Source organism: Amycolatopsis sp. MtRt-6 (assembly GCF_017308975.1).
Lineage (GTDB): Bacteria > Actinomycetota > Actinomycetes > Mycobacteriales > Pseudonocardiaceae > Amycolatopsis.
On sequence record NZ_JADWPD010000008.1, the window covers coordinates 112060 to 132873 of the forward strand.

Here is a 20814-nt window from a genome sequence, read left to right on the forward strand (position 1 = left end):
TGGTGGAACGTCAGAGCGCGGCGGGCTCGGGCTTGCCCACGTACTTGACGTAGCCGTTCTCCTCCAGCTCGTCCGCCAGCTCCTTGCCGCCCGACTCGACGATCTTGCCGCCGGCGAAGACGTGCACGAAGTCCGGCGTGATGTGCCGCAGGATCCGCGTGTAGTGCGTGATCAGCATGACGCCGACCTCGCTGTTGGCCTTGTACTCGTTGACACCCTGCGAAACGATCCGCAGCGCGTCGACGTCGAGGCCGGAGTCGGTCTCGTCGAGGATGGCGAACTTCGGCTTGAGCAGCGCCAGCTGCAGGATCTCGTGGCGCTTCTTCTCGCCGCCGGAGAAGCCTTCGTTGACCGAGCGCTCGGCGAACTCCTGCGAGATCTCGAGCTTGCCCATCTCCTCCTTGACCTCCTTGACCCAGTGGCGCAGCTTGGGGGCCTCGCCACGGACCGCGGTGGCCGCGGTGCGGAGGAAGTTGGACATCGACACGCCCGGCACCTCGACCGGGTACTGCATGGCCAGGAACAGGCCGGCCCGCGCGCGCTCGTCGACGCTCATCTCGAGCACGTTCTCGCCGTCGAGCAGCACCTCGCCGGAGGTCACCTCGTACTTGGGGTGGCCGGCGATGGCGTAGGACAGGGTGGACTTGCCCGAGCCGTTCGGACCCATGATCGCGTGCGTCTCGCCCGACTTGATCGTCAGGTTGACGCCCTTGAGGATCTCCTTGGCGCCCTCTTCGGTCGTGACCGAGGCGTGCAGGTCCTTGATTTCCAGCGTTGCCATTTCTTCGTTTTCCTAAGTCAGAGAGGGTCAGGCACCAACGGCTTCGAGCTCGGCCTCGATCGCGGCTTCGAGGCGCTCGCGCACCTCGGGGACGTCGATCTTCACCAGGATCTCGTGGAAGAACCCGCGCACGACCAGCCGGCGGGCGGCTTCTTCGGCGATCCCGCGCGACTGCAGGTAGAACAACTGCTCGTCGTCGAACCTTCCCGTCGCGCTCGCGTGGCCGGCGCCTTCGATCTCGCCGGTCTCGATCTCGAGGTTCGGCACCGAGTCCGCGCGCGCTCCCGGGGTGAGCACCAGGTTGCGGTTGAGCTCGTAGGTGTCGGTGGCCTCGGCGGCCGCGCGGATCAGGACGTCGCCGATCCACACCGTGTGCGCGCCTTCGCCCTGCAGCGCGCCCTTGTACATCACGTTCGACTTGCAGTTCGGGACCGCGTGGTCGACGAAGAGCCGGTGCTCCTGGTGCTGGCCGGCGTCGGCGAAGTACAGGCCGAGCATCTCGACGTCGCCGCCCTTGTCCGCGAACGTCGCCGTCGGCGAGACGCGGACCAGGTCACCGCCCAGGGTGATGACGATGTGCTTGAGCGTGGCGTCGCGGCCCAGCTTCAGGTGCTGCTCGGAGACGTGCACCGCGTCGTCGGCCCAGTCCTGGACGCTGACCACGGTGACCTTCGCCGAGTCGCCGATGACGAACTCGACGTTGTCGGCGTAGGTGCCGGAGCCGACGTGGTCGAGCACGATCACGGCCTCGGCGAACGCCTCGGCGCGGACCTGCAGGTGCCCGTAGGCGACCTTCTCCTCGCCCGGGCCGTGGACGCGCAGCACCGACGGCTTCGACGCCTGCGTCTCCTTCGGCACCGTGACGACGGTGGCCTGCTTGAAGGACGAGTACGCCTGCGCGGCGATCCGGTCGCTCGGGACACCGGCGGCACCCAGCCGCTCGTCGTCGCGGCCGACGGTCTCGACCTTCAGCTCGTCGGCGGCCTCGACGTCGATGGTGATCTCGCCGGTGGCGGCCGCACTGCCGTCGTGGAGGCCGCGGAGGCGCTTCATCGGCGTGAAGCGCCAGTTCTCCTCACGGCCGCCCGGGACCTCGAAGGCCTCGACGTCGTAAGAAGTGAACCGCTCCGCGCGGGAGGCCGCCGGGATGACTGTGCTAGTGCCTCCATCGCCGGCGGGCGAGGCGCCCTCGCGGTGTGAAAGGGCTTCGGAAACGTTGTTCTCGGTAACCGACATGACTAGCCGACGGACCCTTCCATCTGGAGCTCGATCAGGCGGTTCAGCTCGAGCGCGTACTCCATCGGCAGCTCACGGGCGATCGGCTCGACGAAGCCGCGCACGATCATCGCCATCGCCTCGGCCTCGTCGAGACCGCGCGACATCAGGTAGAACAGCTGGTCCTCGCTGACCTTGGACACCGTGGCCTCGTGGCCCATGGACACCTCGTCGTTGCGGATGTCCACGTACGGGTACGTGTCCGAGCGCGAGATCGTGTCCACCAGCAGGGCGTCGCAGACCACGCTGGAGCGCGAGTGGTGCGCCCGCTTCGCGACCTTGACCAGGCCGCGGTAGGACGTCCGGCCGCCGCCGCGCGCCACCGACTTCGACACGATGGTCGAGGACGTGTACGGCGCGAGGTGCTCCATCTTGGCGCCCGCGTCCTGGTGCTGGCCCTCGCCCGCGAACGCGACCGACAGGACCTCGCCCTTGGCGTGCTCGCCCATGAGGAACACCGACGGGTACTTCATCGTCACCTTGGAACCGATGTTGCCGTCGATCCATTCCATGGTCGCGCCCTCTTCGCACTTGGCGCGCTTGGTGACCAGGTTGTAGACGTTGTTCGACCAGTTCTGGATGGTCGTGTAGCGGCAGCGGGCACCCTTCTTGACGATGATCTCCACGACCGCCGAGTGCAGCGAGTCGGACTGGTAGATCGGCGCCGTGCAACCCTCGACGTAGTGCACGTACGCACCTTCGTCGACGATGATCAGGGTGCGCTCGAACTGGCCCATGTTCTCGGTGTTGATCCGGAAGTAGGCCTGCAGCGGGATCTCGACGTGCACGCCCTTCGGCACGTAGATGAACGAGCCACCGGACCACACCGCCGTGTTCAGCGCGGAGAACTTGTTGTCGCCGGCCGGGATGACCGAGCCGAAGTACTCCTGGAACAGCTCGGGGTGCTCACGCAGGCCCGAGTCGGTGTCCAGGAAGATCACGCCCTGCTCCTCCAGGTCCTCGCGGATCTGGTGGTAGACGACCTCGGACTCGTACTGCGCGGCGACACCGGCGACGAGGCGCTGCTTCTCCGCCTCGGGGATGCCCAGCTTGTCGTACGTGTTCTTGATGTCCTCGGGCAGTTCCTCCCAGGAGGTGGCCTGCTTCTCCGTGGACCGCACGAAGTACTTGATGTTGTCGAAGTCGATCCCGGAGAGGTCGGCCCCCCAGTTGGGCATGGGCTTCTTCTCGAAGAGCTTGAGCGCCTTCAGTCGCGCTTCGCGCATCCACTCCGGCTCGGACTTCTTCCCGGAGATGTCGGTGACGACATCTTCGTTCAGCCCGCGACGGGCGCTGGCGCCCGCCTCGTCGGAGTCCGCCCAGCCGAACGCGTACTTGCCAAGGGACTCGATGGTCTCTTCCTGGCTCAGTGGCGCGGTGGTGGGAGTGCGCTGCTCGGCAGCGGCAGTCATGCGGGTTTCCCTCCATTCGGGATCCGTGCTGTGTGCCCCTCGGGGGACACCGTTCTCGCCGGCTCGGGATGGGCCGGCTGACCCGCCGTGACGGGTACGTGGGTGGTGCACGCGGAGTCCCCGCGTGCGATGGTCGCCAGCCGCTGGACGTGGGTGCCCAGCAGCTGCGCGAACGCCTCCGTCTCGGCCTCGCACAGCTGCGGGAACTCCGCGGCGACGTGGGCGACCGGACAGTGGTGCTGGCAAAGCTGCGCGCCCACGTTCTGACCAGGAGCCGGGGCGCCGACCTGGCGGGTCGACGCAGCGTAGCCTTCCCTGCTCAGGGCGGTCGCGAGGGCCTCCGCGCGGGCCGCCGGATCGCCCGGGCCGGTGATCGCGGAGCGGTGCGGGCCGACGAGCTTCTCGATGCGCTGCTCGGCGAAGGCGCGGACGGCGTCCTCCCCGGCGTGCTCGGCGAGGAAGCGGATGGCGGAGACGGCCAGGTCGTCGTAGGCGTGCCCGAAGCGGGCGCGGCCGGGCTCGGTCAGCAGGAAGAGCTTCGCCGGACGACCCCGGCCCCGGGGTCCGCGGCGCGGCGCGTCCCGCGTCTCGGCTTCGCCGTCCGCGAGAAGCGCGTCGAGGTGCCGGCGGACGGCGGTGGGGCTGATCCCGAGCTGCTCGGCGACCACGACGGCGGTCATGGGACCCTGTTCCAGCAGGAGCCGCGCCACCTCGTGCCGGGTCTTGCCCTCGGCGCTGACCTGCGACGGAACGTGCGGCTGTGCGGCACGCGGCATGTCGCCGCCCGCCTGATCACCCGCCTCCGTCTTTTTCACAACACAAGTGTGTCTTATTTCCGGGTGCCCCGCAAAGGCGGGGTGTCCGGCAGTGACCCGACTCACGCGGAGGCGGACCGATACCCTGCACGCGTGGCAGTGGGTGAACAGGAGCAGCAAGTGGCACAGCTCGAAACCGGGAGTGCCCACCCCGTGACGCTCTCCCCGGTCCGCCCCCGCGAACCGCTTCCCCTGGAGGCCGCCGAGCAGCGCGGGCTGAACGTCGTCCGGCGCTTCGGCACGGTCGGTTCGCTCTTCCTCGCGCTCGGCTCCCTCGGCGCCGGCGCCGCCCCGGTGATCAACCCGGTGCAGGAGATCCCGGTGCTGCGGCTGTTCACCCGGATCCCGACGGTGTCGCTGGCCATCGCCATCTCCGGCATGGGCATCCTGGTGCTGAGCTGGCTGATGCTCGGCAAGTTCGCCCTGCCCGACCGCGCCCGGCTCGCGTCGCAGGGCCAGCTCGCGCGCACCATCGCGCTGTGGGTGCTGCCGCTGCTGGTCATCCCGCCGCTGTTCTCCCGCGACGTCTACAGCTACCTCGCGCAGAGCGAGATCGTGCACCGCGGGATGGACCCGTACGTCCTCGGCCCGGCGCAGGCGCTCGGCGTCGCCGACCCGTTCACCGCGGGCGTGTCGAACATGTGGCGCGAGACGCCGGCGCCGTACGGGCCGGTGGTGCTGCGCCTCGGCGGCTGGCTGGCGCCGATCTCGGGCAACAGCATCGCGATGGGCGTGCTCCTGCAGCGGGCGATCGCCCTGGTCGGCGTGATCCTCATCGTCTGGGCGCTGCCCCGGCTGGCGCGCCGCTTCGGCGTGCAGCCGGCGACCGCGCTGTGGCTCGGCGCGCTGAACCCGCTGCTGATCTTCCACTTCGTCGCCGGCGCCCACAACGACGCGCTGGCCATCGGCCTGATGCTGGCCGGGCTGGAGGTGGGCATCCGCCGGCTGCCGATCCGGGTGAAGGGCGACACGCCACCACCCCTCGCCCGCGGGGAACTGCTCTACATCGGGCTCGGTGTCGCGATCATCACCCTCGGCGTGGCGGTGAAGCTGCCCGCGGTGTTCGCGTTGCCGTTCTTCGCGGTGATGGTGGCGCGGCGCTGGCACGGCAGGCTCAAAGACCTCTTCGCGGCGGGCGCGCCGATGGCGCTGTGGTTCGGTGTGGTCCTGGTCGTCGTCTGCTTCGGCACCGGCCTCGGCTTCGGCTGGTTCGGGGCGACGTTCAACACCCCCGGCCTGGTCCGCTCCTGGATCTCCCCCACCGCCGAGCTCGCCAACCTCTCCGGCGTCCTCGGCATCGCGCTCGGGCTGGGCAACCACACGAACGCGCTGGTGCCGATCCTCGGGGCGCTCGGCTACCTCGTCGCGGTCGCGATCACCTTCAAGTTCCTGTGGGACAGCTTCAAGTGGCGCTACCGGCCGATCATCGGGCTCGGCGTCTCCCTCGGCGCGGCGATGATCCTGCAGATCAACCTGCAGCCGTGGTACCTGCTGTGGGCGGTCATCCCGCTGGCCGCCGCGGCGGGGACGTCCCGGTTCCGCGTCGCCGCGACGGTGATCAGCGCGGCCATGCCGTTCCTGTTGCCGCCCACCGGCAGCACCTTCGACGGCCGCCCGTACGTGCTGCCGTTCGCCTACGTCGCGGCGATCGTCGTCTGCGGGACCGGGATGCTGATCGTGCGGCGGCTTGCTCCGGTATTGCTGTCCAGGCCGTCCCCGCGGGGGCGCGCGCACGCCGACGCCGTATCGTGACCCGATGTGAGTGTCCCTGCCGTCGAGATCAGCGGGCTGGTCAAAAGCTACGGCTCCACCCGCGCGGTCGACGGCCTCGACCTGCGGATGGAGCGCGGCAGCCTGCTCGCCCTGCTCGGCCCGAACGGGGCCGGCAAGACCACCACCGTCGAGATCTGCGAAGGGTTTTCGAAACCTGACGCGGGTTCGGTGCGCGTGCTCGGTCTCGACCCGGTCCGCGAGTCTGCGGCGCTGCGCCCCCGCGTCGGCATCATGCCCCAGGGCGGCGGCGCGTACCCGGGGGTGCGGGCCGACGAGATGCTGCGGCTGGTGGCGTCCTGCGCCGCGACCCCGCTGGACCCGGCCTGGCTGCTGGACGTCCTCGGGCTGGCCCCGGTGCGCCGGACGCCGTTCAAGCGCCTCTCCGGCGGGCAGCAGCAGCGGCTTTCCCTGGCGTGCGCCCTGGTCGGGCGGCCGGAGCTGGTGTTCCTCGACGAGCCGACGGCGGGCATGGACCCGCAGGCCCGGCGCCTGGTGTGGGACCTGCTGGGCGCGCTGCGCGCCGACGGCGTCTCGGTGCTGCTGACCACGCACCTGATGGAGGAGGCCGAGGCACTGGCCGACACGGTGGTGATCGTGGACCACGGCAAGGTCGTCGTGTCCGGTGCGCCGCAGTCGCTGACGATGGACGAGACGGGCAGCGCGGGCCTGCGGTTCAAGGCCCGCACCCGGCTCGACACGGCGTTGCTGACGGCGGCGCTGCCGGAGGGCTACGCGGTGCGCGAGTCGGCGCCGGGGACGTACGTGGTGGTGGGTTCGGTCGACCCGCAGGTGGTGTCGACGGTCACGGCGTGGTGTGCCCAGCAGGGTGTGCTGCCGGAGGAGCTGCAGGTCGGCAAGCGGACGTTGGAAGAGGTCTTCCTCGAGCTGACCGGACGGGAGCTGCGGGCATGACTTTTGCTCCTGGGACGTTCACGCCGGCCCCCGGACGGGGATCACTGGGCCGGATGCTGCGCACGCACGCCCGCGTCGAGGTGAGCCTGACCCTGCGCCACGGCGAGCAGGTGCTGCTGACCCTGTTGATCCCGCTGGCGCTGCTGATCGGCTTGTCCCTGTTGGACATCCTGCCGGCGTCTTCGCTGGGCTCGGTGTCGCGAGTGGACTGGATCACGCCGCGAATCCTGGCGCTGGCGGTGATGTCGTCGGCGTTCACCGGCCAGGCGATCGCCCTCGGCTTCGACCGGCGCTACGGGGTGCTGAAGCGCCTCTCGGCGACGGCGTTGCCCCGTTGGCTGCTGGTGGCGGGCCGCCTCGCTGCGGCGCTCGCGGTGGTGGCCCTGCAGTCGGTGATCATCGGCGTGGTGGCGGCGTTCCTGGGCTGGTCGCCTTCGTTTGCCGGGCTCTTTTCGGCCGTGTTGCTGCTTGTGTTGGGGACGCTCGCGTTCGGGGCGCTGGGCGTCCTGCTGGGTGGGGCGTTGCGGGCGGAAGCGGTGCTGGCGCTGGCGAACGTCGTGTGGTTCGTGCTGCTGCTGGCGGGCGGGATCCTGCTGGCACCGTCGTCGCTGCCGCCGGGGCTGGCGCCCGTGGTGGAGCTGCTGCCGTCGGGGGCGCTCGCGGAGGGGATGCGCGCGGCCTTGGTGGACGGGGCTTTCGCACCGGGGCCGCTCGCGGTGCTCGCGGTCTGGGCGGTTTTGGCGGGCGCGCTGGCTTCGCGGACGACGAAGCTCACCTGAAGCGCCCCAATGTGGCCTTGGGTGCGTTGAACGCACCGAAGGCCACATTGGGTGCGTCCAACGCACCGAAGGCCACCTTGGGGCGCTTGGGTCCCGGGCTTCGCGTGACCTTGGTCCCTTGCGGGCGCGCCGTCGTTCTGGGCGTCCGGACCTGCCGAAAGCGCGTTTTCCGCGCGCTCTACCATCGATGCCGTGCCGTTCACCAGCCTTGTCGCCCGTCTGCCGTTTCCGTCCGCCGCCGCGCAGCGGGCCGTCGGGATCGCCGCTGTCCTCGCGCAGGCGCTGATCGGCGTCACCGGGTCCATCGTGCGCGTCACCGGGTCCGGGCTCGGCTGCCCGACCTGGCCCCAGTGCGTGGCCGGCAGCCTGGTGCCGAAGCACGACTCCGGGATCGACGCGCTCAACCAGTGGATCGAGTTCGGCAACCGGCTGCTGACCGGTGTCGTCATCCTCGTCGCCGCCGTCGCGGTCGTCACCGCGTGGCGCGTGCAGATCGACCACCCGGGCCGCAAGCGCCTGGTCAAGCTGGCCTGGACGATGCCCGGCGGCGTCCTGCTGCAGGCCGTCGTCGGCGGCATCACCGTGCTGGCGAAGCTGGAGTGGTGGACCGTCGCGATCCACTTCCTCGCGACGACGCCGCTCGTCTGGCTCGCCGTTCTGCTGCTGCGCGCGTTCCGCGAAGGCGACGAGGCGCCGCGCCCGCTGGTGCCGCCGGCCGGCCGCACGATCCTGGTTCTGCTCGCCGTCGTGCTGTGGCTCGTGCTGGCGGCGGGCACCACGGTGACCGGCGCCGGCCCGCACAGCGGCGACATCAACACCCACCGCCTCGACGCCCCGGTCGAGGCGCTCGCCCAGGTCCACGGCGGCCTGCTGGTGCTGTACCTGCTGCTGCTCGCGGTGTTCGGCCTCCAGCTGCTGCGCGTCGGCGCCCCGAAGAGCCTCTGGCAGCGCTACACGGCGGTCTGGGTGGTCGCCGTCGCGCAGGGGGCGCTCGGTTCGCTGCAGTACGCGCTGGGGGTGCCGGAGGCGATGGTGTCGTTCCACGTCCTGGGCGCGATGGCGGTCATCATCGCCACGGCGGCACTGTGGACGGGCAGCCGCGACCGCGGCCCGGTGACCTCGCTGGAAGCGGCGCCTCGAGAGCTCACCGCCGCTTGACCGTAACTCCGGGTTGGCGTGGGCGTCCGGCTCGTGGGTTATCGTTCGCGCCATGACGTCGCGCACCGCGCCCAAGCCGCTGATCTCCCACCGCCGTCGCACCGGGGAGATGCTCGTGCTCAAGACCTTCCTGCTGGTGCCGTTCGTGGCGCTGCTCGTCGCGGTCCCCGTGGTGTGGGGCTGGGGCATGACGTGGATCGACCTGATCCTCGCGGCGGCGTTCTATGTGTTCGCGACGCTGGGGGTGACGGTCGGCTTCCACCGCTACTTCACCCACGGCGCGTTCAAGGCGTCGCGGCCCCTGCGGGTGGTGCTGGCCATCGCGGGCAGCATGGCGGTGCAGGGCTCGGTGATCTTCTGGGTGTCGAGCCACCGGAGGCACCACGCGTTCGCCGACCGCGAGGGCGACCCGCACTCGCCGTGGCTGTTCGGCACCTCGCCGTCGGCGTTGCTGAAGGGGTTCTGGCACGCGCACATGGGCTGGATGTTCGGCCGCGAGGTGACCAACGCGGACCGCTTCGCCCCGGACCTGGTGGCGGATTCGGACCTCCGCTGGGTGAACCGGTACTTCTGGCTGTGGATCACGCTGAGCCTGGCGCTGCCGGCGGCGCTGGGCGGCCTGCTGACGTGGTCGTGGTGGGGCGTGGTGACGGCGTTCTTCTGGGCGGGCCTGGTCCGCATCGCGTTCCTGCACCACGTGACGTGGTCGGTGAACTCGGTGTGCCACCTGATCGGCGACCGCCCGTTCGCCAGCCGCGACAAGGCGGCGAACTTCTGGCCGCTGGCACTGCTGTCGATGGGCGAGTCGTGGCACAACTCGCACCACGCGGACCCGACCTGCGCGCGACACGGGGTGCTGCGGGGCCAGGTCGACGTCTCGGCGCGGGTGATCTGGGCTTTCGAGCGGTTCGGCTGGGCGACCGACGTGCGGTGGCCGCGGGCGGAACGGCTGGCCGCCAAGCGGGCCTGATGGCCAGAGGCGAGGCCACACCGGGGTGCGGCTCGCTTCCCGCTTCGTGAACCGGAGTTACGGCTAGTTGCCGGTGTTGCCACCACCGTTGCCGCTGCCGTTGCCTCCGCCACCGTTGTTCATCACTCGGAACTTCCCTTCTATCACTTGGTGTGACGGAAAGTTACCGTGTGTTGTGAGACACTAAAGAGAACTACCCGCTACTCTTCGTCAAACTTTCGGCCACCTGAAGACGATCCCGTACTCCTCTCGCGGGTGACAAGGCTCCACGAAGGTGTGCTGCACAAAACCGGCTTCGACCGTCAGCAGGTGCGGATCACCTGCCGGCGGCCGCCGCAGTCGTTCATGGTCAGTCTGCTCCGCGTACCACCAGCAGGCTTCCGGTAGGCACTGATCGTCGAACATGATCCGAATGGTCAGTCCGGCGATCGGCTCGCCGTGCCGATCGGTTTCCCCCGGCGCGACGCCGTGGTGGTCGATGTCGACGTTGACCCACTTCCGTTCCTGGTCGAGGCGATCGTCCGTCGCCTCGGAGACGAAGCCATACCGCTGCCCGCGGCGCAGCTTCTCCCGAAACCGCAACCTGGCGACGACCGGGTCTCCGGGATGCGCGCCGGGGACCGCGACGAGCCGGCAGTTCCAGATCGCCCGCACGGGAATGTCGGCGAGGTCGTTCGTCCACCCGGTCAACGCCTGCACGTCATAACCGTCGACGCCGTCCTCGCGAGCGGTGACGACGCGCTCGGTGAGCCGGCTCACCGCCGTTCTCCGCCGCATGACCACCCGGACGAGCATTCGCTCCATGAACACCGGCTGAGCACCACGCGACGGAGCCCGATGACAAGGAACCCGGTCCAGCCAGGCACCCGATCGGACTCGCGAACGTTCCTTTTCCACGGCCTTGCCGATCTCGACACATTCTTGCCACTCGTTGCCATCGAGTGCGAGCAGCGCCAACCGCTGCCCCACCAAGAGCGCCAGCCGTTCGACCGCGCGTTTCCAGGCCTTGTGCATGGGCGCGGTCGTGCTGGGCGGCGGATCGCCGAAGACCCTCGGAACTGCCAGCAACTGCTTGAAGCGGTCTTCGAGCGTGGCCTTCCACTCGGCGTCCGGCCCAGGAGCCGGCGGCAGCCGGAACGCCGCCTTCAAGGTGCTGCGACGCCGGGAATCGTCGGCGGATCCCACTTTGCCGATCTCGTCGACGACGAGACCCCAAATCGCCAGCGCACGTGCTTCCGACGTTTCGGCGATCAGACAGGCAGTCGGCTCGACCAGCTTGCCGAGTGCCGTCGCGGAACCACTCGTCGGATCTTCGATGGCATACCGCAGAAAGCGCAGCGGTTCGCCTTCCTTGCGGCTCGCCAGCCAGCGCAGGGAGGACGCGACTGCGGAAAGCTCATCCCCGTCCGCGACGGACACGCGGTCCAGCTGCATGGTCACGACGACTCCTCCACCTCGTTGCGGCACCCGGCAATGATCGGCAAGCCCAGGCGACGGCGAGCAGCGGAAAAACATCCGTCCGGCATCGGAAAACCATCGTCGGCAACAAAAGATCATTCCCGGTCACCGAGGCCGGAGTCACCATGGACCCAAGGTGTACTAGTACACGATGCAGAGGGGTAGAACAATGGCGAAGCAGCCCGCCGGCAGACCGGATCCCGCACTCGGCCGCGGTGATTCACGGAGCGAACGAGAATTGATCAAAGCCGGCCTCACCGGAATCGGCGGCCTTTATCTGATCACCGGCTCGCTGGCCGTGACCTTGATCGGCGCGGTCGTCGCCATCGTGCTCGCCGTGGTGCAGCGGGCCGTCCGGTGACTACGCCAGCTGCTGGCGCACCGCCGATGCGAACCTCGTCACCGCGCCGGCGTCCGTCTGGCTGAAGCCCAACGACGGCTCCGTCAGCTCCAGCTCCAGCAGCAACGGCTTCCCGTCCGCTCCGCGCACCACGTCCACCCGCGCGTACAGCAACTCCGCCCGCAGGATCCCCAGCAACGCCGAGGCCGCGTCCAGGACGTCCTCCGCCAGTGCCACCGCGTCCGCGGGTGGCGTGGCCGGGGCCAGCTCCTCCGCCAGGTACAGCCCCGACTCGTCCATTGTGGACCCCAGCATCGCGCCCTTCGAGAACGCGTGGGAATAGATCCCGCCCAGGTACACCAGGGCCAGCTCGCCCGCGGTGTCCACACTGGACTGGTACGGCTGGATCATCGCCGTGTGGCCCTCGGCGTGCAACGCGGCCACGTGTGCGGATGCGTCGGTGCCGGCGGTGAAGCGGGCCGCTCCGCGCGAGCCCGCCCCCACCGAGGGCTTCACCACGAAGTCCGACGAAGGAAAGGACGCCGGCGAATCCGGCGTGACCAGCGAGGTCGGCACCACCGGCAGACCCGCGTCCAGCAGCTCCACCAGGTACGACTTGTCCGTGTTCCACCGCACCACGGCCGCGGAATTGAACAGTGACGGCACCGACTCGCACCACGAGAGGAACTCCGCGCGCCGTGCGGGGTAGTCCCACGTCGCGCGCAGGATCACCGCTTCCGCCGAGGAAAAGTCGAACGCAGAGTCCCAGGGCGCCCACGACACCGAGAAGCCCAGCGACGTCAACGCGGGCACGACGACGTCGTCGTCGCCGTCCCCTGTCGGAAGCTCCGCGCAGCTGACCAGGACCGCCGTGCCGGTCACCGGCCCGCCATCTTGCGGCGGTGCTCCGGGCCGATCTTCGTCCGGTTGACCGTCTCGGCGTCCCACGTGGCCGGCGACAGGTCCTCGACCGCCTCGACCAGCGCCTCACCGGTCGCCACCGAAGGCACCACCACGTCGCCGAGGGCACCGTCCGCGCCCACCAGCACGACGCGCGCGCCCGCCCGGCCGATGTTCTCCACCACCGCGCTGGACGGCTTGCCGTGCGCCTTCACGAACTTGCGGGCCGCGGCCAGCTGCGCGCTGGTCGGGGGAACGACGGTCTCTTCTGCAGTCACGTCCCGAACGATAACCAACAACCCGCCGGAACGCGGAACAGCGTGGCCTCGGCCATAGTTGCACCCGGAGAACCCGATCCGAGGAGGACCCATGCCCACCGCAGTGCAGGTGACGAAGACCGGCGGCCCGGAAGTGCTCGAACCGGCCGAAGTGGACGTCGCGGCCCCGCAGGCCGGCGAGCTGCTGGTCGACGTCGCCGCGGCCGGGGTCAACTACATCGACACCTACCAGCGCCAGGGCATCTACCCGATGGAACTGCCGTTCGTGCTCGGCCTCGAAGGCGCCGGCACGGTCGTGGCGGCGGGCGACGACACCGGCTTCGCGCCCGGTGACCGTGTGGCCTGGCAGGGGTCGATCGGCAGCTACGCGGCCCGCAAGCTCGTCCCGGCCTCGGTCGCGGTGCGGGTCCCCGAAGGCGTCTCCCTCGAGACCGCCGCCGCCACCATGCTGCAGGGCATCACCGCGCACTACCTGGTCGCCTCGACCTTCGAGGTCAAGCCCGGCCACGACGTGCTCGTGCACGCGGCCGCGGGCGGCGTCGGCCTGCTGCTGGTGCAGCTGGCGAAGGCGCGCGGTGCCCGCGTCATCGGCACGGTGTCGACCGACGAGAAGGCGAAGCTCGCCCGCGAAGCCGGCGCCGACGAGGTGATCCGCTACGACCGCGACGACTTCGCGAAGATCACCCGCGAGCTGACCGGCGGCGAAGGTGTCGACGTCGTCTACGACGGCGTGGGCAAGGACACCGTCGACGGCAGCCTGGCCAGCCTCAAGGTCCGCGGCCTGCTCGCGCTCTTCGGCGCCTCCAGCGGCCCGGTCCCGCCCCTGGACCCGCAGCGCCTCAACGCCGGTGGCTCGCTCTACCTGACCCGCCCGACGTCCGGGCACTACACGCGGACGCGCGAGGAGATCGACTGGCGGGCGAAGGAGCTCTTCGACGCCATCCTCGCGGGCGAGCTGAACATCCGCATCGGCGGGAAGTACCCCCTGGCCGACGCCCGCAAGGCCCACGAGGACCTGCAGGGCCGCCGCACCACCGGCAAGCTCCTGCTCATCCCCTGACACGCCGAAGGGCCGCTTCGGCGTGAAGCGGCCCTTCGCGAGCGGAACTCAGCCCTTGTCGGTCGGGACCGAGACGGCGTCGGTGACGAACACCAGCGTCTCGTTCGGCTTCATCCGCCCACCGCCGTCGCCGTACGCGAGGTCCGGCGGGATGATCAGCAGGCGGCGGCCGCCCTGCTTGATGCCGACCAGGCCCTGGTCCCAGCCCGGGATGACCATGCCCGCGCCCAGCTGCAGGTCGAACGGCTCGCCGCGGTCGAAGGAGCTGTCCAGCTTCTTCTTGTCCGACCAGGTGACCAGCGAATAGTTCATCTTCAGGTTCTGGCCGGCCTTCGCGCCGTTGCCGGTGCCGTCGGACAGGTCCTTGGTGATCAGCTTCTTCGGCGGGTCGCAGTCGTCCGGAATGGTGATCGTCGGCGCCTCGCCGAACTTCCCCGTCGTCTTGATGTCGTCCGCGGTGCACTCGCGGCCCTTGCTCTGGGTCGCCTGGGCGGCGCCGGACGACGGAACGGGCGGCCCCGCCGGCGGAGCGGCCGTCTGGGTCTTGGCGTCCTGGCCGCACGCGGCCAAGGACAGCGCCGCCGCGGCGACGACCACGATCTTCCCGATTTTCTGCATGCCGGGCACCCTAGCCAAGCACGGAGAGTGCCGGCACGTCGTCACCGGTGGTGACCACGCCGAGCCGCCGCGTTGCCCGGGTCAGGGCCACGTACAGGTCGTTGAGCCCGCGTGGCGAGCCCGCGACGATCTCGTCCGGCGCGACCAGCACCACCGAGTCGAACTCCAGGCCCTTCGACCGCTCGACCGTCAGCACGCTCAGGCGCTCGTCGAGCGAGCCGAGCAGCGCCGACACCGCGTCGAACCGGCCCGCGGGCACCAGGACCGCCACCGTGCCACCGTCTGCTTCGGACACCTCGCGCGCGACCAGCGCGGGCAGCTCCGCCGCCAGGGACGCCGGGCGCACCGACCACGGCGGCACCCCGGTCTCCCGCACCGAAGACGGTGCCGACAGCTCCGGGGAAACCTCCGCGAGCACCCGCGCCGCGACGGCCATGATCTCGGCGGGCGTGCGGTAGTTCACGGTCAGCTGCTCCAGCCGCCAGCGGTCGTCGACGTACGGCGAGAGCACCTCGCCCCACGACCGCGCCCCGCCCGCCGCGCCGGTCTGGGCGACGTCGCCGACCAGCGTCATCGACCGGTTCGGCGTGCGCCGCATCAGCAGCCGCCAGTCCATCGCCGACAGCTCCTGGGCCTCGTCGACGATCACGTGCCCGAACGTCCAGGTCCGGTCCTGCGCGGCGCGCTGGGCCGCGGTCAGCTCGCTGCGCTCCTGCTGGCGCTCGGCGAACAGCTCCGCGTCGAGGACGTCGGAGACGCGCAACAGCTCCTCGTCGATGATCTCTTCGTCCTGCTCGAGGATGTCGAGCACGCCCTCGGCATACGCGCGTTCCTCGCGCTCCCGGCGTTTGCGCTCGACGCGGGCCTCGGTGTCGTCGACGCCGATCAGCTCGGCCAGCTCGTCGAGCAGCGGCACGTCGGCCGGCGTCCACCGCGCGTCCCGGCCGCTTTCCAGGAGCTTCCTGTCCTCGGGGGAAAGCAGCTTCCCGGCCGCCCGCGCAAGCCGTTCGCGGTCGGCGAACAGGTCATCGAGCACGCCTTCCGGGGTCAGCACCGGCCACAACGAGTCCAGGGCGGCGGCGACGTTCTCGTCCGCGGCCAGCTCGGCGCGGATGTCGGCCAGGTCCTGGCCGTCGAGGAGGTCGTCCCCCAGCTTCCGGGCGGCCTGGCGGGTCAGCGCGTCGAGGACGTCGGACACGAACAGGCGCCGCGCCGGGTTGTGCGGACGGCGCGAGCGGCGGGCCCGCGTCCGGGCGTCGGCGCAGGTCTTGCGGTCCAGCCGCAGCACGTCGTGCTCGTACTCGATCTCCATCACCGGCTCGGGCACGCGCTGCCGGTCGCGGACGGCGTTGGCGAGCACGTCGGCCAGCACCAGCCGCCCCTTGACCTCGGTGGCTTCGCGGGATTCGACGCCGTCGGCGTCCAGGCCCGGGTAGAGCTGGCCGATAGTGGCGAGCAGCACGCCGGTCTCGCCCAGCGACGGCAGCACCTGGCCGATGTAGCGCAGGAACGTGCTGTTCGGGCCGACGACGAGCACGCCGCGGGTGGTGAGCTGCTGGCGGTGCGTGTAGAGCAGGTAGGCCGCGCGGTGCAGCGCCACGGCGGTCTTGCCGGTGCCCGGGCCGCCCTGCACGACCATGACGCCGCCGAGCGGGGCGCGGATGATGCGGTCCTGCTCGGCCTGGATGGTCGCGACGATGTCGCTCATCTCGCCGGTGCGCCGCTGCTCCAGCGCGGCCAGCAGCGCGGCTTCGCCGGCCAGCCCGAGGTCCTGGCCCTGGTCGGCGGCGGTGAGGTCGAGGATCTCGTCGTCGAACCCGGTGACCTTGCGGCTCAGCGACCGCAGGTGCCGCCGTCGCCGCACCCCTTCGGGGGACGCGGCCGTGGCCAGGTAGAACGGCCGCGCGACCGGCGCCCGCCAGTCGACCAGCAGCGGCTGGTAGTCGTCGTCTTCGTCGAACAGCCCGAGCCGGCCGATGTAGGTGGTTTCCTCGGCGCTCTCGGGGACGAAGTCGAGCCGGCCGAACGCCAGGCCCTGCTCGACGGAGCCGAGCTGGGCGAGCCGGTCGGTGTAGAGGGTCGTGGCGACGTCGCGCTCGGTGCGGGCCTGCGGGGTGCCGCCGGTCTGCCGCAGCGTCTCGTCGAGGCGGCGCTGGGCGTCGAGGCGCTCGGCGTCGAGCTTCGCGTAGAGGGTGGTGACGTACGCCTGCTCGCGGGCGAGCTCGGCGGAGAAGTCGTCCGAAGACAAAGATCCTGCTTTCGCCTCAAGGAAAAGAGCCAACGAAGTGTAACGGCGGCCGCCGCGCGATCATTCCGTCCGCAGGTCGCAGTAGGGAAAGACCTCGGCACCCGGAGCGCCGCCGGGCAGCACCCGCTCCCCCGGCGCGCACGAGACGTTCGCCGGGGGCAGCTGATCGCCGCCGGTGATGCGGCCGCCGGCGTCGCGGAAGAGCACGGCGGCGCCGCGGCTGGTCAGGGCGCGGCAGTTCTCACTGCGGTACCGGACGCCCGCGGGCACAACGGTGGCGGTGACGGACGTGAAGCCGCCCAGTGCCTCCGGCGCGATCCAGATCACCGGACCGATCGCGGGGTGGTCGAGCACGACCCCGGTCCGCTGCCCCGGCAGGAGCACCGGGACCTCGACGGTCCGGGCGCCGGACGTCACCGGGATCCGGTAGGCGGCGAGGGTGCTGGCGTTTTCCAGCACAGCCGCGCCAGGCCCCTGGTCGGCGACGCGGACGGCCCCGCCGTCGGGAGCCGGGCCGGGGCGGGCGGTGATCTTCGACGGGATGGCGCAGCCGGTACCGAGCAGCCGGTTCTGGTCGAGGTCCAGCCGACCGCGGCCGAGCAGGACCAGCAGGCCCAGTGCGACGACCGCGGTGACCGCGGTCCCGGCCCGCCGCAGACCCGGACTCAGAACGGCAGGCCGAGGGTCGGCAGGCCGATCGCCGAGTCCACCGCCAGCGCCACGAACACGATCATCAGGTACGTGTTCGACCGGTGGAACAGCGCCATCGGCTTGGTCTCCTCGCCCCGCCGCACGGCCGCCTGGAGGCTGTGCGCGTAGAAGAGGAACCAGCCGCCCGCGAGGATCGCGAACGTGCCGTACAGCCACGACGTCACCGGGAGCAGCAGCAGCGTCCACGCCACCATCACCCACGAGTAGATGACGATCTGGCGGGCGACGTGCTGGGCGGTGGCGACCACCGGCAGCATCGGGACGCCGGCGCGCTCGTAGTCGTCGCGGTACTTCATGCCCAGCGCCCACGTGTGGGGCGGGGTCCAGAAGAAGATCACGCCGAACATCACGAACGCCGGCCACTGGACCGTGCCGGTGACGGCGGCCCAGCCGATGACCACCGGCATGCAGCCCGCCGCGCCGCCCCAGACCACGTTCTGTGACGTGCGCCGCTTGAGGCCCAGCGTGTAGACGAAGATGTAGAAGAGGATCGTCGCCACGGCCAGCAGGGCCGAGAGCAGGTTCACCGTGAAATAGAGCACGACGAACGAGGCGACACCCATCACCAGGCCGAAGACCAGCGCGCCGCGGCGGGGCACCGAGTCCTTGACCAGCGGGCGGCGCTTCGTGCGGTTCATCACCTTGTCGATGTCCGCGTCGATCACGCAGTTGAGCGCGTTCGCGCTGCCCGCGGCCATCGTCCCGCCGACCAGCGTGGCCAGGACCAGCCACGGCGAGGGGATCTGACGGCCGGCGAGGAACATCGCCGGGATGGTGGTCACCAGCAGGAGCTCGATCACCCGCGGCTTGGCGAGCGCCGCGTAGGCACCTACGACCCGGCGGATGCTTCGCCGGTCACCGTGCGGTCGCTCACCGGTCGGGTGCACGGCGCTGGTGTCTTCACTGCGTCCGTGCGCAGCGTTCACCAACGACATTTCACTCCCTGCGTCAGGTTCGGGGCGGGACCAGTCCGGGTAGCCGGGAACCGGCCCTACTGAACCCTCGACCGATGTTAGACGTGGTGAATCCCGTGGGTGATCGCGGGTCCTCGACCCGCCCAAGCACTAGGCTGGCCGCGACGGGCCGCGATTGCCCCAGCGCATGGCCGCGAGCAGGAATATCGTCCCTTCGGGATCGATTGAGATAAGTAGCCGCGCGCACGGGTAACCGGAACGAGGAAGACCAGCCGCAACCATCATGACCGGGAGTTGGAGTTCAGTGTCCGAAACCGCCACTACCAGCGAGAACAACCCACTCCTCCGGCGCAACACGCCCGCCGACTGGACCGACACCGACACCCGCGCCGTGGACACCGTCCGGGTGCTGGCCGCCGACGCCGTGGAGCACTGTGGCAGCGGCCACCCCGGCACCGCGATGAGCCTGGCGCCGCTGGCCTACACGCTGTTCCAGCGCGCCATGCGCCACGACCCGAACGACCAGCACTGGCCGGCCCGTGACCGGTTCGTCCTGTCCGCCGGTCACTCGAGCCTCACCCTCTACATCCAGCTGTTCCTCGCCGGCTACGGCCTCGAGCTCGAGGACCTCAAGCAGCTGCGCAAGTGGGGCTCGAAGACCCCGGGTCACCCCGAGTACCGCCACACCGACGGCGTCGAGACCACCACCGGCCCGCTGGGCCAAGGCCTCGCCAACGCCGTGGGCATGGCGATGGCGGCCCGCCGCGAGCGCGGCCTGCTGGACCCGGACGCCGCGCCCGGCGAGAGCATCTTCGACCACTACGTCTACGTGATCGCCTCCGACGGCGACATCGAAGAGGGCGTCACCTCCGAGGCCTCGTCCATCGCGGGCCGCCAGGAGCTGGGCAACCTGATCGTCTTCTACGACGACAACAAGATCTCGATCGAGGACGACACCAACATCGCGCTGTCCGAGGACACCGTCGCGCGCTACGAGGCCTACGGGTGGCACACCCAGGTCGTCGAGGGCGGCGAGGACGTCGTCGCGATCGAGGAGGCCATCAAGGCCGCCAAGGCCGAGACGCAGCGGCCGTCGTTCATCGCGCTGCGGACCGTCATCGGCTACCCGGCCCCGAAGAAGATGGGCACCGGCAAGGCGCACGGCGCCGCGCTGGGCGGCGAAGAGGTCGCCGCGGTCAAGGAGATCCTCGGCTTCGATCCGGAGCAGTCGTTCCAGGTCGAGGACGACGTGCTCAAGCACACCCGCCAGGCGGCCGAGCGCGGCCGGGCGGCGCACGCCGAGTGGACCGAGAAGTTCGAGGCGTGGGCCCAGGCCAACCCGGAGCGCAAGAAGCTCGCGGACCGGCTGTCCACCCGCACGCTGCCCGAGGGCTTCGCCGACAACCTGCCGAAGTGGGAGCCGGACGCCAAGGGCATCGCCACCCGCAAGGCCTCCGGTGAGGTGCTCAACGCCCTCGCCGAGCCGCTGCCGGAGCTGTGGGGCGGCTCGGCCGACCTGGCCGAGAGCAACAACACGACGATGAAGGGCGCCGACTCGTTCGGTCCCGAGAAGGCCGCCACCGACATGTGGCAGGCCAACCCGTACGGCCGGACGCTGCACTTCGGCGTCCGCGAGCACGCCATGGGCTCGATCCTCAACGGGATCGCGCTGCACGGCGGCACCCGCCCGTACGGCGCGACGTTCCTCATCTTCTCCGACTACATGCGCCCGCCGGTCCGGCTGGCCGCGCTGATGAAGGCGCCGGTCACCTACGTGTGGACGCACGACTCGATCGGTCTCGGCGAGGACGGCCCGACGCACCAGCCGATCGAGCAGCTCTCCGCGCTGCGCGCGATCCCGGGCCTCAACGTCGTCCGCCCGGCGGACGCCAACGAGACCGCGTACGCCTGGAAGGCCGTGCTGGAGGACACCGAGCACCCGTCCGGGCTGGCGCTGACCCGCCAGAACGTGCCGGTGCTCGAGGGCACCAGCGCCGAGGGCGTGAAGAAGGGCGGCTACGTCCTGGCCGACAGCGAGGGCACCCCGGACGTGGTCCTCATCGCGACCGGCTCCGAGGTCCAGCTCGCCGTCGAGGCGAAGAAGACCCTGGACGCCGACGGCGTCAAGGCGCGCGTCGTCTCGATGCCGTGCGTCGAATGGTTCGACGCGCAGGACGCGGCCTACCGCGAATCCGTCATCCCGGCCGGGGTGAAGGCCCGTGTGTCCGTCGAGGCGGGCGTCGCCCAGTCGTGGCACCGCTTCACCGGTGACGCCGGGGTGAACGTTTCGATCGAGCACTTCGGTGCGTCGGCCGATGCCGCCACACTGTTCCGTGAGTTCGGTTTCACCGCGGAAGCAGTCGTCGAGGCCGCCCGTCGCTCGATCGCCAACACCAAGAATTCCTGAAGGGG

At 70.4% G+C, this 20814-nt stretch carries 19 protein-coding genes; 8 read left to right on the top strand and 11 right to left on the bottom strand.

Annotated features, from left to right (window positions below; genetic code table 11):
• Positions 1-10: 10 nt before the first annotated feature.
• The 4 genes from sufC to I4Q55_RS16050 are packed head-to-tail and all read right to left on the bottom strand — an operon-like array spanning position 11 to position 4244.
• Complete coding sequence (gene sufC, locus I4Q55_RS16035) at positions 11-781, bottom strand: Fe-S cluster assembly ATPase SufC (RefSeq protein ID WP_091308583.1); 771 nt, start codon at positions 779-781, stop codon at positions 11-13.
• Positions 782-808: 27 nt separating this feature from the next.
• Positions 809-2017, bottom strand: a complete 1209-nt coding sequence (gene sufD / locus I4Q55_RS16040; RefSeq protein ID WP_206788633.1) for a Fe-S cluster assembly protein SufD — start codon at positions 2015-2017, stop codon at positions 809-811.
• Positions 2018-2019: 2 nt separating this feature from the next.
• Positions 2020-3468: a Fe-S cluster assembly protein SufB gene (sufB, locus tag I4Q55_RS16045; protein WP_091308578.1), complete on the bottom strand. Its 1449-nt coding sequence runs from the start codon at positions 3466-3468 to the stop codon at positions 2020-2022.
• Positions 3465-4244 carry a metalloregulator ArsR/SmtB family transcription factor gene (locus tag I4Q55_RS16050; RefSeq protein WP_206788867.1) on the bottom strand — a complete coding sequence of 260 codons (780 nt, stop codon included), beginning with the start codon at positions 4242-4244 and terminating at the stop codon, positions 3465-3467. The genes sufB and I4Q55_RS16050 overlap by 4 nt, the downstream gene beginning before the upstream one ends.
• A 159-nt stretch (positions 4245-4403) precedes the next feature.
• Between I4Q55_RS16050 and mptB the strand changes: the two genes are divergently transcribed.
• From mptB to I4Q55_RS16075, 5 genes are all read left to right on the top strand, one after another.
• Positions 4404-6035, top strand: a complete 1632-nt coding sequence (gene mptB, locus I4Q55_RS16055) for a polyprenol phosphomannose-dependent alpha 1,6 mannosyltransferase MptB (protein WP_206788634.1) — start codon at positions 4404-4406, stop codon at positions 6033-6035.
• A gap of 6 nt (positions 6036-6041) precedes the next feature.
• Complete coding sequence (locus I4Q55_RS16060; RefSeq protein ID WP_206788635.1) at positions 6042-6968, top strand: ABC transporter ATP-binding protein; 927 nt, start codon at positions 6042-6044, stop codon at positions 6966-6968.
• A complete protein-coding gene (locus tag I4Q55_RS16065) occupies positions 6965-7747 on the top strand; it encodes an ABC transporter permease (RefSeq protein WP_206788636.1) in 783 nt (260 codons plus the stop codon). The genes I4Q55_RS16060 and I4Q55_RS16065 overlap by 4 nt, the downstream gene beginning before the upstream one ends.
• 192 nt (positions 7748-7939) lie before the next feature.
• Positions 7940-8905 (top strand): heme A synthase, encoded by a 966-nt coding sequence (locus I4Q55_RS16070; RefSeq protein ID WP_206788638.1) that lies wholly within the window; start codon positions 7940-7942, stop codon positions 8903-8905.
• A 52-nt stretch (positions 8906-8957) separates the two neighbouring features.
• On the top strand, positions 8958-9875 hold the full coding sequence (locus tag I4Q55_RS16075; protein ID WP_206788639.1) for an acyl-CoA desaturase: 918 nt from the start codon (positions 8958-8960) through the stop codon (positions 9873-9875).
• 210 nt (positions 9876-10085) lie between these two features.
• Here I4Q55_RS16075 and I4Q55_RS16080 read toward each other — a convergent pair whose 3' ends face one another.
• Positions 10086-11309 (bottom strand): hypothetical protein, encoded by a 1224-nt coding sequence (locus I4Q55_RS16080; protein ID WP_206788868.1) that lies wholly within the window; start codon positions 11307-11309, stop codon positions 10086-10088.
• 193 nt (positions 11310-11502) lie between these two features.
• Between I4Q55_RS16080 and I4Q55_RS16085 the strand changes: the two genes are divergently transcribed.
• Positions 11503-11694, top strand: coding sequence for a hypothetical protein (locus I4Q55_RS16085; RefSeq protein WP_206788640.1), 192 nt, complete (start codon positions 11503-11505; stop codon positions 11692-11694).
• Here I4Q55_RS16085 and I4Q55_RS16090 read toward each other — a convergent pair whose 3' ends face one another.
• Positions 11695-12555 (bottom strand): RimK family alpha-L-glutamate ligase, encoded by an 861-nt coding sequence (locus tag I4Q55_RS16090; protein WP_206788641.1) that lies wholly within the window; start codon positions 12553-12555, stop codon positions 11695-11697. It abuts the gene before it with no gap.
• A complete protein-coding gene (locus I4Q55_RS16095; protein WP_206788642.1) occupies positions 12552-12851 on the bottom strand; it encodes a hypothetical protein in 300 nt (99 codons plus the stop codon). The genes I4Q55_RS16090 and I4Q55_RS16095 overlap by 4 nt, the downstream gene beginning before the upstream one ends.
• A 91-nt stretch (positions 12852-12942) precedes the next feature.
• On the opposite strand from I4Q55_RS16095, the gene I4Q55_RS16100 reads away from it, so the two are divergent.
• Positions 12943-13911 (top strand): quinone oxidoreductase, encoded by a 969-nt coding sequence (locus I4Q55_RS16100; protein ID WP_206788643.1) that lies wholly within the window; start codon positions 12943-12945, stop codon positions 13909-13911.
• A 48-nt stretch (positions 13912-13959) separates the two neighbouring features.
• Here I4Q55_RS16100 and I4Q55_RS16105 read toward each other — a convergent pair whose 3' ends face one another.
• The 4 genes from I4Q55_RS16105 to I4Q55_RS16120 all read right to left on the bottom strand — a co-directional run bounded on the left by I4Q55_RS16105 (position 13960) and on the right by I4Q55_RS16120 (position 18423).
• Positions 13960-14529 (bottom strand): FKBP-type peptidyl-prolyl cis-trans isomerase, encoded by a 570-nt coding sequence (locus I4Q55_RS16105; protein WP_206788644.1) that lies wholly within the window; start codon positions 14527-14529, stop codon positions 13960-13962.
• 10 nt (positions 14530-14539) lie between these two features.
• The gene (locus tag I4Q55_RS16110; protein WP_206788645.1) at positions 14540-16777 is read right to left on the bottom strand and encodes an ATP-binding domain-containing protein; all 2238 of its coding nucleotides are present in this window, start codon (positions 16775-16777) and stop codon (positions 14540-14542) included.
• Positions 16778-16837: 60 nt separating this feature from the next.
• On the bottom strand, positions 16838-17236 hold the full coding sequence (locus tag I4Q55_RS16115) for a hypothetical protein (RefSeq protein ID WP_206788647.1): 399 nt from the start codon (positions 17234-17236) through the stop codon (positions 16838-16840).
• A gap of 206 nt (positions 17237-17442) precedes the next feature.
• Complete coding sequence (locus I4Q55_RS16120; protein WP_206788649.1) at positions 17443-18423, bottom strand: heme o synthase; 981 nt, start codon at positions 18421-18423, stop codon at positions 17443-17445.
• 283 nt (positions 18424-18706) lie between these two features.
• Between I4Q55_RS16120 and tkt the strand changes: the two genes are divergently transcribed.
• The gene (tkt, locus tag I4Q55_RS16125; RefSeq protein WP_206788651.1) at positions 18707-20809 is read left to right on the top strand and encodes a transketolase; all 2103 of its coding nucleotides are present in this window, start codon (positions 18707-18709) and stop codon (positions 20807-20809) included.
• Positions 20810-20814: the final 5 nt, after the last annotated feature.